9 protein-coding genes are annotated in these 12,506 nt (G+C 32.6%); 3 read left to right on the forward strand and 6 right to left on the reverse strand.

The annotated features are described in order from the left end of the window. Positions 1-631: 631 nt before the first annotated feature. From NFRAN_RS08810 to NFRAN_RS08820, 3 genes are all read right to left on the reverse strand, one after another. Complete coding sequence (locus tag NFRAN_RS08810) at positions 632-946, reverse strand: hypothetical protein (RefSeq protein ID WP_134484643.1); 315 nt, start codon at positions 944-946, stop codon at positions 632-634. Between the two features lie 104 nt (positions 947-1,050). Further along, entirely contained in the window at positions 1,051-2,034 is a 984-nt protein-coding gene (locus tag NFRAN_RS08815) for an alpha/beta fold hydrolase (RefSeq protein WP_172602234.1), read from the reverse strand. Between the two features lie 642 nt (positions 2,035-2,676). Continuing rightward, positions 2,677-3,336, reverse strand: coding sequence for a hypothetical protein (locus NFRAN_RS08820; RefSeq protein WP_134484645.1), 660 nt, complete (start codon positions 3,334-3,336; stop codon positions 2,677-2,679). Positions 3,337-3,387: 51 nt separating this feature from the next. On the opposite strand from NFRAN_RS08820, the gene NFRAN_RS08825 reads away from it, so the two are divergent. From NFRAN_RS08825 to NFRAN_RS08835, 3 genes are all read left to right on the forward strand, one after another. Continuing rightward, entirely contained in the window at positions 3,388-4,230 is an 843-nt protein-coding gene (locus NFRAN_RS08825) for a class I SAM-dependent methyltransferase (protein WP_134484646.1), read from the forward strand. A 21-nt stretch (positions 4,231-4,251) separates the two neighbouring features. Continuing rightward, on the forward strand, positions 4,252-4,707 hold the full coding sequence (locus NFRAN_RS08830) for a hypothetical protein (RefSeq protein ID WP_134484647.1): 456 nt from the start codon (positions 4,252-4,254) through the stop codon (positions 4,705-4,707). Between the two features lie 528 nt (positions 4,708-5,235). Then, positions 5,236-5,463, forward strand: coding sequence for a hypothetical protein (locus NFRAN_RS08835; RefSeq protein ID WP_134484648.1), 228 nt, complete (start codon positions 5,236-5,238; stop codon positions 5,461-5,463). Positions 5,464-6,552: 1,089 nt separating this feature from the next. Here the strand turns inward: NFRAN_RS08835 and NFRAN_RS08840 are convergent. The 3 genes from NFRAN_RS08840 to NFRAN_RS08850 form a co-directional block, all read right to left on the reverse strand. After that, positions 6,553-7,881 carry a glycosyltransferase gene (locus NFRAN_RS08840; protein WP_134484649.1) on the reverse strand — a complete coding sequence of 443 codons (1,329 nt, stop codon included), beginning with the start codon at positions 7,879-7,881 and terminating at the stop codon, positions 6,553-6,555. A 71-nt stretch (positions 7,882-7,952) separates the two neighbouring features. After that, entirely contained in the window at positions 7,953-8,093 is a 141-nt protein-coding gene (locus tag NFRAN_RS13845; protein WP_172602235.1) for a hypothetical protein, read from the reverse strand. A 3,276-nt stretch (positions 8,094-11,369) separates the two neighbouring features. Then, positions 11,370-12,338 (reverse strand): radical SAM protein, encoded by a 969-nt coding sequence (locus NFRAN_RS08850; RefSeq protein ID WP_197731165.1) that lies wholly within the window; start codon positions 12,336-12,338, stop codon positions 11,370-11,372. Positions 12,339-12,506: the final 168 nt, after the last annotated feature.

The raw sequence follows: 12,506 nt of genomic DNA on the forward strand, positions 1-12,506 counted from the left end.
TGCTGCTAATAGTGTCTGTAATAGTTTGGTAAACTTGATGCTTGTTGATTGAATGTTGCGATTCATTCTGATCTATTTGTTGTAATAGTTGACCAAAAGATGATGTTGAATAATCCAGATTGGTTTTTGGAATTGAAATTAATAAAATGCAGATTAGACTTGTAATAACAACTAATGTAAAACCTAATTCATATGAGAATTTAGAGTGATTCGCACTTTGTTGGTCTCAAACCGGCTATAAATTTGGAATTGCATTTAAATAACCTGATTGACTATGCAAATCAAATTAGACGTTATAACAGACAAGAATCGCGATAACTACAAAGTAGTTTTCAATTTGATAGACGGACAATGGATGTACATCTAATATCGAAGAAATATTGAATTGTTAGAAAGGTCAGGTCTTGCATCTCTAATTCCATGGCACCATTGATGCAAGACCCCTATGAAATTATCGGAGATTTGATTACCACTTTAATTTCAGGTTTATAAATAAGACGTATCTTCAGTTATACTTCACTGTGGATACGGTTTATCTTCAAACAAATCCTAAGAATGAATTTTGTTAAAGAGAATAAGGAAATTTACTATAATTTAATTTCTTGATATGCTTCCTTATTTGAGACCATGCTTATGCAGTTGTATAAGCCACAGGTCTTATTTCTGATTCCCTTGGTTTCCCATAATTTTTAAATATTTGGGAAAATGCTTTTTGTAAACTGTTTAGAACTTGATTTCTATCCATCCATGTGAGCACAGCTTCAGTAATATTCATTCCAAAATCATCGGTTATCTCATCTGTTGGTATTTTTATTATTCCTAAATGAGTATCAACAGGAAACAGATAAAATTCAAATCTGTCAATTGGGTCTGGTCGAATAAAAATCTGGATATACATGTATAATTTCAAAATAATATTGAGATAATATTTACTAGCTTTGTTCAAATCCTACAGTAAGTATTTCAATTCCATAGTTAAAAAAGGATTTGAACTTGATTCTCCATTTTAGGTACAAAATCAATTAATATGGATTCCTTTTTCATACCTACTTATATTTTCATAGTCGACAAAAATGTGTTTATTACGTTACCCACTTCATCGGGATACTGATCTGGAACCGCATGGCCAGCATCTTTAATCTGTACAAGCCATGCACCCGGAACTTTGCTTGCAATAACTAAAGAATTATCATGTGGCACATATAGGTTATCGTCTGTTCCCGTTATAACCAACAGGGGTTTGGCTACTTCTGCAAGACCGTCACAGGCACCAGTCCAATCAGAAGTCATCCAAGTCTGTCCAGCGTTCATCTGATTGTTCATTGTTTCAGGAGAAAGACTGGGCTTCATTTGTTGAAATGTCATATTTGATGGAAGATCTAAAGATCCGGGATGTAGTTTTAGCCATCCTGGTCCTACTGATGCATTCACAAGTGCTTTCATTTCCTCCTGAGAGATCGGTATGTTATTTAGAGATTTGTTTACAACACCTGCTTGCAAGTCGTCAAACCATGCTGGACGTGGTACAGTATCTTTACCGCCACAGGACCCAGCAATAAGTATAAAGCTACTAACCTTTTCGGGATACGAAATTGCAAATTGTTGGACTACGAACGTACTCAAAGAAAATCCAAGAATGCTTGCCTGTTGTATTTCAAGAGCATCCATTAAACCTGCAGTATCGTTAGCAAGTAACTGTATGGAATATGGTTCGGTACCTCCTGTAGTATTTCCTATACCGCGGCCATCAAACACAATTACTGTGTTATTTGAAGCTAGTTTGGTTAAAAGGGATGGATCCCATGCGTCCATACCATCCGAAGCACCATTGTGAAGTATTAGAGGCTCTCCATTACCAAACACCTTGTATGCAATTTCAATATCTCCTACTTGAACTTTTTCTAACGGGATATCCTCTAAGTTTACCAAATTCGTAACAGTAGCATTTGTCGAATTGACTAGGTCGGAACCTATCTGTCCATACCCAATATTAGTGACACTATTGTGACCAAAGTTGTAAATTGTCGAGGTCAAGAAGATTAAGACCGATACAAATCCTATAATGAAAAGATGATCTTTTCTCATCTGTATAATGTTATACATCATCACACTTACTCGACGGGATATATAAACGACCTGCATGTAGCTTATTATATTCAAATGATGTACGTTGTATAACCTAAATTTGATAGGATCTCCGGTTCAAACCCCACATCGGCTTTTTTAAGTTTAGATATTATCCGATTGTTTTCCAAAGGCTAGATACTACCAAGAGATCAAACAGTAGTTTTCCAATCGCAAAACATTGACAAGATGCCAGTTTTATCATAAAAAGATTAATTCAAGCTCTATCATATTAGGTATTAAAGAATCATGGAAAAAAGTAGGCTTTATTGTATCACTTGTGATATTTGTTATTCAACTAATTTTCAAAACAGTCTACTATTAGAGGAACGTCAAGATCACTATTGTTTACAAAAGAAAACAGGATTGGCGGGTCAAGTAATAAATATTTTCCGAGTCCGACCTAATAGATAACTAAACAAAGAAATTCAATGGTGTACAACATTCATATTTTTCTATTACTAATTAAATGAACTTGATGTTGTAGCTACCTCCTATATGTTATACAAAGGTTGATTCTTTACACATATGTCTTCATTCAACAATATATTCTTAACTTAAGATTAATTTATGAATATTTTCTTTGGTCAAATGCAATTTGTATATCTGGTCATTAGTTAAAACAAAAACTTGATCGTGTACATTAAACATTTCTAGCATATCAATTATGGGCATTTTAGTGAGATTTCCCATTTCATAAGCACAAAATACTAAACCTTGTAGTCTATTTTTATCATACTCTTTTTCAAGATAACTTGCTTCTCTAACTGAGTAGTTTGCTATATCATTGATGAGAAAATCAACTAGACATAATTGTTTGTTGTTCGCATTTTGAGATACATTCTGTAGTATTTTGAAGATGTATTTTTTTACATCTTTTTGTTTAGTATCATATAGTTGAGTTGTGCCATCAAACCATTCCATTTTTCTCAATAATTCTGTAATGGAAGGATCGGAAGAAGGGACAAAACATCTAAACCAATTTTGTTCTTTTGTTAGATAATCTAAGGATTTAATCAAATGCCTTATGGTATCTGCATTATCGTATAGAAGAAGGTGATGACGTTTAGGTATCTCTTTTTGCTGTTTTAACCACTGGTCTACTGCATCCTTTATAATCGAGTTAATTGAAACCCCTTTTTGCTTAGATAAATCTCTTAATTCAGAGTGCGTATTGTCATCAAAGCCGCGGATGACTAAATTATGAGGCATCAATCTAATGAGTAGGGAGCATTATATAAATGATATCGTGATATCATTTATATGGAAATACAAAACCAGTCAAGCAAAACAATGGATATAAAATCCAGTAATACACAGGAAAAAACAAGAATTGCAAATGTGTGGACACCAGGAGATTACCAGAGTGTGTCTACAATGCTTCTACAAATTTCTTCACATCTAGTCAAACTACTAAATATTCAACCTGGAGAATCTGTTTTGGATGTGGCATGCGGGAATGGTAATACTGCCATTACCGCTCAAAGATGCGGTGCTAACGTAACTGGTATTGATATCACTTTCGAACTTTTGAATCTTGCAAGGGAAGAAGAAAGAATTGCTCAAATTAGTGGGATAGATTGGAGAGAAGGGGATACACAAGCCTTACCATTTGAAGATGAATCATTTGACGTTGTTTTGTCCACATTTGGACATATGTTTGCAATCGACCCCGACCTTACTACTAAAGAATTAATAAGAGTCACAAAGAAAGGCGGTAGGATAGGATTTGCAACTTGGCCGCCAGAGCTTGCTATAGGGTCGATATTCAAAGTAATCAGAAAACACATGCCAGTAAACTCGAATGCCCCTCCCTCTCCTATGCTTTGGGGAGATCCAGATGTAGTAACAGATCGTCTATCAGGGGTTAGAGAACTATCATTCGAAAGAGGTACAACAATCTTTCCTATACTTAGTTCAAATCACTATTGGAAGTTTATGAGTACAAAATACGGACCCTTGATAAAAGCAATTGAAGTCCTGAATAGTATATCTGATGTTCGTGAACCAGAGTCACTTAGAACTGACTTTATAAAAACTATAGATCCATATATCATAGATAATGGTTTGCGATTGGGATATTTACTAACAGTAGCTATTAAATAAAGTAGTTGGGAGAAGAAGAATTTGAAAATTCAACATAATAAATCAAAATCAATTCTCTTATTAACTACGTTATTATTTGGTTTTACTCTAGTATTAATGATACCTATATCTGATACTGTGTTAGCGAAACCCAATTTTGGCGGAAGCACATTAGGGAAAGGATGTTCATCTCTTTGGGATGATGTTATGAAACTGAGAGCTAAAAAAGCAGCCCAAGGGGATAATTTAAACCAAAAAGATGCAAGTGATTTAGGAAATGCAGAAGCCAATTATAAGAGTTTATGTGCTGGGATATTTGGTCCATTACCTCGTGAAGTACCTGTTGCTCCAAAAGTTCCAACAAGAGAAGAAAATGCTCTTGAAGATAAACCATATGAACAAAGTAACGTTCCAGGGCATGTTATAACTGATGGACCTCAAGAACAAAACGAGCAGATCCAAAAATCAGGATGCAATATAGGATGGGGAATATGTTAAAACGTTTGGATAAGCGGATAGTCTATCTCAAAATTATCTTTCTGAAGATAATTAAGTAGCAGGATAACTATACCTTGGTAAATTTTACAATACTCTTTTTATTTTAATGTAATGTATACAAGGAGTTATAAAATAACCTATATTTTGTAAGTATTGTTTTATGTTGACTGGTGTTTCTCTATTTGAAGTAATTTGATATCGGAAGTAGAAATCATGCTTATTATTCAAATCAAACTGGCCAGGTGGGCTTCTAATCTTTGATGTATATGGGATCAATTGCCTTTCTTTATACTTTTAGATATAATCGAACACCACATTGATCTGTATAGCTAATGGAGATGTTCTAACCGGCCAAATAAATTACATGTAAGAGATGTAATTTGTTCACACTTTAGGTGATCATCGTTTCATACCATTTGAATCGTTTTGTATCATATGATTTGTGTTAACAGATAAATCAACATTTGAAAGAATTGAGAATTTATTTTTTTATAATAGCCTTAAATAGTTCTTGCTATTAACCATTGTATGAATAATTTAGTAGACATCGAGCCACGTTCCTCTGGCTCAGCAATATTAAATGATAAAACAGAAAATAATGTGGCTATAAGAGAAATACAACAGAAGCTGAATGAACTAGTACCTTCGTTAACTAATTCTGTAAATCTGACTACTATAAAAGACCTTGAATCACGTGTGTCCAATTTAGAGGAGAAAGTGGAGAACATTCTTAAAATTCTAGAATCAAAAAAATGAGTGAAAAGCAGATAAGGTTACAAACTGAATATATGTAAAGTTGATATCCAGGTCTTGCTATGTTTTTGTGTTACTTTAATAAGCTTCAAGATTGAAGAGTTTCTCGGGTTAAATTTAGTACATCTAATGCTTATGCCCACCTCAATATCAATTTGTAATATCATCAGTATTTGACAGGTGTATTTATATTGATTGTCCTTTATGTCGAAATTGGCATAGGTAAAGTTACCTATTCAATTATTCCACTATATCTTGATGTCTTAGGGAACCATCATATATTTAGCAAGAGCATAGCAAGAATAATGACCAATTCATTTTTTATCAGGATTGACTTTTCTGTATTTCTTTTAGAATCTGCGTAATCTAATAGTTGTCGCTTGCTGTGGATTTGATAGAATGTTGTCCTTTTTCGTAAACGTACTTCATATCTTATCAACACTTTTGATAATCCGTTTTGATGGTTTTCAGGAGTATCAATAGTTTTTAGGTATCCATCAAATTCCTTTACTATTTGTCTATTGATCTAATTGGTTACTTTGATGTCAATGTTTTTGATTGTTGTGATTAGCTTGTCAGGCGTCTATAATTTCCTTTCTCCTGTTGTTGTATATGATTCAGAAATATTTGAACAAGTGAATAACGGGACCAGTGATTTGGAACTCTAACAAATTTGTAGACTACAATGAGATAATGAACTGTCCCTTCAGTGGATGAATAATCCAAGTTTCATGATTAAATGTATTCTTACAACTCTGACGATAAGGGTAAAATTTCCTGCATGTGGATACATATAGTTATTAGAAATTTGGGATTATATATCCAATTCAGCCTTATTTGATTGGATATTGGGTATTTGGATTAATGTCTCTTAGTTTTCCTGAATACAATTCTCAATTCCTGTATTAGACCCAATACATCTCAAATTTTCAAACAATAACGAATTGAAACTTCTGATATCCTAAAATTTAGTATAAATTTATTTATAGTAGTTGAATTAGGAACATTATTAACCAAGTATAACTTGATTGAACATAATGTTAAAGACAAAACTGCAAACCTTGTGCTTCAATTTTAACGAGTTCTATTAAATTAAGGACTTGCGTATGGATATGGAGAGTTTTTAATTCTGTTGTTTTTGCCTAACACATTGCTATAGAGTTCAAAATGTTGTAACGCAACATTATCCCATGTTAATTCAGTATTGAATCTTTCAATTCTTTGAGTGTATTGTAAGTATTCTGATTCTACTTTCTTTATTGCTTTGGTAAATTCTTTAGGTCTTCTTTTTGCCACTATTCCTAATCCTTGATCTGCAAATTCCTTAAAGAAACCTAAATCAGTTGCAATGAAGGGTAATCCGTGTGCAAGGGCATCAAACATTACACCTGAACCTGAAGTTACGGTATAAGGGAGAACGATTATATCAGATGCATAGAATAGAAATGAAAGTTCATTATCTGTTAGAAATCCTCGATTTAAATTGATAATTTTGCTCATCTTTCCGTTTCTAATTTCCGTGTTACAGAGTGTTTTTGGTTGATCTTGGCCATTGATTGGTAATGGCTTTGCTAAATTAAATAAATTCTTGGATTGATTAACTACTATAATCCAATCATTCGGTATGTCTAAATGATTTAAAATGTCCCAACCTTTGGTATGCGTCATGAATCCAAAAAAGAGGGCTATTTTGCGATTCAGTGGTAAGGAAAATACTTCTCTTGCTTCCCTTTTCCTTACCTGTTTGTTCACACTTGGTTCTGCTCCATGGTATATCACGGAAAACTTACGCAATAATTTTTGATCACTGATCGTATTCTCATTTTCTGAAATTAATTTGGCTAAATAGTGAGAAAAAGCTATGTTGGCATGGCTCAATTGCATTTTTTTTCTATTTGCTAAATTAAACGAATGGTAGTTAATTAATCGTTCCCAGTAGCCGGATATCTGTTTAGTCAGATTAATCGAAAAAGTAATCATGTTTTTATTCTGAAGATTTGGATATCTTGATAACTCCATCCATTGACGGAGGGGATATGCAGAATGAAATGTCGTTATTATAGGTATCTTGCATTCTTCGTAGAACTTATCAATATTAGTCCTTAATTTCTTTGGATTAATTGAGTTCATTTTTAATCCATAAAGACCATGTTCTAATTGAATATGTGCAAGATCGGGATCGTATTTATCAATCACATCTAATATTACCTTCGAATTATTCTCATTTTCTGGATCAATACCTGTGTAATCCCCTTCCCCTTTCTCGTTACATAGAACAGAAACTTTAATTCCTAGTCTTTTTAATCCATTTGCGAGATTCTTGGTATATCTTCCAACTCCACCTGGAATGGGTGGAAACTCGGTTGAAACCATCAGAATTTTTAGTGTAAATTTATCAACATTATATAATTCGTGAGACATTACAGCAACAATTAGTATAGGATGTATCACACATATAAGTAAATGTGAATTGTTACTACCTTTCCTAAATTCTAAGCTGATTGCCGGTATTTATTATTTTTTGGATATCTTGCCAAAACAATTGAACAAGGCGCAACTTCAGGAATCCATCTTGGCATACTTTCAGTATCTTTTGCATAGCGCGTTTTCTTTGATGAACCATTGCTATTCATTCATTCATTCATTGTTGCACTTTCCTCCTTAGATAAGATGATGATCTCATCTGCTATATGAATATCTTTTATTGTTAATCTCTAGATATTCATCGGTATTTAATATCTACATTTAATCTCGTCATCTATATCAAAATTTGAAATATCGATAAAATGATAACACTTAAAACGGTATGTAAAGTCAATGAGATTTCCGTTTTTATCCATTCTTCTCCCAACCTCTTTGTTATCTTCAAGGCTATTGTTAAAACCATCGTGACATTAATTATTGTCTTTTTTTTGTTGCAAGTTATAAGTGCCTTGAAGTCCAACAGACAGCTTGGGATATCAAACGGGCCTGGTTGGCTTCGAATTCAGTGGTATATGGGAAATTTTAATCAATCAAGTTATCTCATAAATCCAACAGCTTTCATGTTTTCTTATTAATATCTCTATATAGAAATGAACTATCGATATATTTTCATTTCAAAGGCAATTTTAAGTTATGATAGTAATATACTGATTTCTCACATATCGAGGACGATAGTTACGAGATTGCCCATAAAAAACTAAAGTACGATGAACTGATGTACTATGATGTGGTTCTTCGAATAAAATACAAACTATGCAATTTTGATCATATATCAAACATGTATCAACCAGGTGGACGTAATTTCTCAAAATTTTTAAAATCTTAAAATTTGTCCTAGTTGCGGACGTGTATCAAAATATGTAGAAACAGATTATAATTTGTGATTAGTCATAGTATAACTGTTTTTTCGAAGTCAAGATGTTATCCTAAAGTTATGTTCTAGACATTGGTAATAACTATATATTATATTACCATTAAATCATATCCTCAATTTTTCGCAAATTTATAATTGTAGAGTTACCTCTGCATAAATATGTATTCATCAATAATAAGAGACTATTTGGATCAAAAGAAGAAGTTAATGGCATAAACTAGGAGAATATGACACTTTCCATGATTTCAAGTTCACAAAAAAAGACTTGTACCATGAATATCCTCACAACATTCCATCTTATGTTTTCGAATTTATTTAATAGGACACATTATCATCAATATCATCAAATAATTACCTAAAAAATAGGTATGTAAGATCTGTGCATGATATTCGGTATACAAATATGATAGAAAGGAAAATTTAAACCCCTATATGACTACATGATGTAATATCAATGGTTCTGAAAAACCTTCATCAATTTATGATAAGTGATTTTGCTAACTATGTGTCGCAAACAAATATTTTTTCACCTCCATTCGACTTGGAATATTTCTAAACCTTTAAAGTAAAAAAGTCAGATAATTTGATTTAATACAACAATCAGCAACCTGCAACAAAAGAAAAATAGTCTTCATCCTAACCATCTCTCTGCTTGACTCATTTCGGATTCATCGTTTGCCGATATGATTCTTAAAGAGCCATCTAGACTAGTAATTATTTTATTTATTCCATTTCGGTGTTACTAGATGCAAATATGAGCAAAAAAAGGCGATATAACCACACACAAGATCATTTAAGCAATATGTTCTCCATACAGAGAAACTTTGGAAGTCTGAAGAGTGTTAACCTCATATGTGGTATCTATGATGAAAAAGGAAAAATCCGGTAGTAGTAAATCAGTTACACAGAAATGGAAGAAGGAGAAAAGTTAAAAGATTATTCAAGCAAACAAAAAACTATGGGATTTGTACTAATACATTACAGGTCTTGATTCTTTTTGAACTTTGTCTAAGGACAATCTATCCACATCGATAACGAAAAGGAATCTTGATATTTCCTTTGTTTTGGGTTTGTTGTTAAATTAAGAAGACATTTATTTCCATTACAAGTTTATTCCATAGTTTTAGATTATTATGAGTTGCAATGGAATATGTGTAAGGTATAAAGCGAAGAGAAATCAAAATATTCCATCGCGATACAAGGATGGTCAAAAAAGATGTAGTACATGTGAGATATTCATTAATTGGGATCATGATGCCTATTGTCCATGTTGCAAATACAAACTAAGAAGTAGGTCATTTCGGAGCATAGAAATGAGAAGAAAGCATCGAGAAGAAGTAATAAAACGTTATTAATCGTTGAACAGTAATGTAATCCTTTAAAACTATGGTAAATAAAGATAGTATTAGTATCTAATAAAGATTAAGGTAAGTGTAAATCATAGAGAACACTAGAACCTAAAAAACCCAATTCGCAATAGTCTTAAACTGTATTCATCGACACCAATATTTGTAATTCTAAAAACTCCAATACATAAGTCAAATAAACGATTCCGTTCAAATTCACATTAGCTATTTGATATGGTCAATTTCTTATTGTTTGCCTAGTTTCTATTACCCGCTTATCGACTTATCTGGCTCTCCTTCTCTGGAGGATGAGATTGTGTTATTTTTCTTTATTTTATTGCATATATTATTTACCCATTTTCCTATATTCATTTTGTTATTATCATTAGTAATATGGACACCTATTTAAAGTAGATGAAGGTTTTTAGAACTCATCTATCCCAACAAAAATAGAACGAAACGGTCCTTCTAATTTCTGCCTAATACCTTTGCATATCATGATCATATCGTAAAGTTATGGCGTATGATTACAGTTTGTACAATTACGTCCTATATCAACTTGATAAATTTATTCATATATACCTTGTTTCACAATTTTACTAAATTAATGAAATCATTTTAGATATTTTGCTTTAGAATAAAGATTTATTACAGAGATGGGCACTGCCCATCTACAAGATCGATTCTTATATAATAAAGAAACTTGAAACCAGTTCTTATTACTCTTTTGATTAAGTCTGGAAGACAACCATGAGAATTCTTCCAATAAATTTCGAATTTCTTTCCACCATATCCTTGTGCAAAATCTTGCTTAAAATATCACATCTTTACAGTCCAGTCCATAAATGAAGAAACCAAATTATCTAAACTATGGTCATAGATTGTAAATATTCTTCACATAATATTTGAAATCTCTCTTCAACTCTCAATCACCCTGTTGTCAGTTAAAGTGTATCGTAATGATCTATTGGAACTGAATTATTGGCCCAATGCACAACACTCATTCACAGCTAGTATAATGAATTGTAAGAGATGTGTTATGATAACAAATAAAGAATAGATCTTACAATATGAAATCACATACATTGGAAACCAAAATCTTAATGGAATTGCTAATCAAATAATTATTCTATATGGAAGATCAAATGAGAGAAGAGAATCTTGATGAATAGATTGTCGTTCGGTTAGAAAATTTTCATTGATATCTACTTATTGTTCAATCCCTGTGCAACCAGTATAGAATAACATCCAATACCACACTTTTCGCAAATGGGTTTTATTGCGTTAGGATCAGAACTGCCTATACAACATGGATGTTTAGTTTGGCCTTTATGATCCAGAGACAGAATAGCCCAAGAAGGGCAATCAATTGGCGTATTGCTAACACCACCCCACGATCCTTTCATGAGCTCAAGTTGCCTTTGTGTATTCATTATGAAATCAGGATACTTCTTCTGTAATTGTATCAAAGTGTCTACAACCTGATTCCTGATTTCACCATACGGTAGCCACAAGGGATCATTATCTCCAAAAGGTGTGTGGAATTGAAAACCAATCTTATTTATCACTCCTTTCCATTCTGATACTAAATCCTCAATCGTCTTGTAGTTAAATGAATTAATAGTCATAGTAATCCAAATATCCTTCCAGGCGGGTTTACCATTTCTATCTGGTCCTTTTACATAATTTAATATGTTCTTCTTTGTTTTTTCATATGATCCCTTTCCTCTAATGCTATCGTGTATTTGTTGAGTTCCGTCCAGAGAAACCCAATAAAAGTAAAGATTCTTGAGTCGCGGTAATGGGTATGTTCCATTTGTAACCACACATACACGCCTAGGCATCTCATCGCAGAAAGTTCTGATAACATCTTCTCTTAACAACGGTTCTCCGCCGACAAGAGTAACAACGTATACATGATGCTTCTTAAACGTATTTTTGATTATTGTTCTCCAATCTTCTACACTTAGTTCGTCTTTTTCGTTTCTCCTAGTTTTCCACCAATAACAATGAGAACAATGAAGATTGCATACATTGATAATGTCAGCAGAACCATAGATGAACGGTTTGGATTTAAAAAGCTTGATGGATACATATTTGGTTAACATACGAAAATGAGCAGGAAAATCCCTAAGAATGTCGGTTATACCCAATCCATATACAAGATCTACCAATGATAATCATACACTTATACATTTAATATTATATTAATAATATCGTCTTGTTGTTTGATAAATTAAGATTCAGATTAACTATGATATCTCATTGAAACCATCTTTATTCCAATGAAATGGGCGATAATTAATTGAATAGTCAAATAGAGTCATCATTTTGAATTATGT

The sequence above is a fragment of the Candidatus Nitrosocosmicus franklandus genome, from assembly GCF_900696045.1.
Taxonomy (GTDB): domain Archaea; phylum Thermoproteota; class Nitrososphaeria; order Nitrososphaerales; family Nitrososphaeraceae; genus Nitrosocosmicus; species Nitrosocosmicus franklandus_A.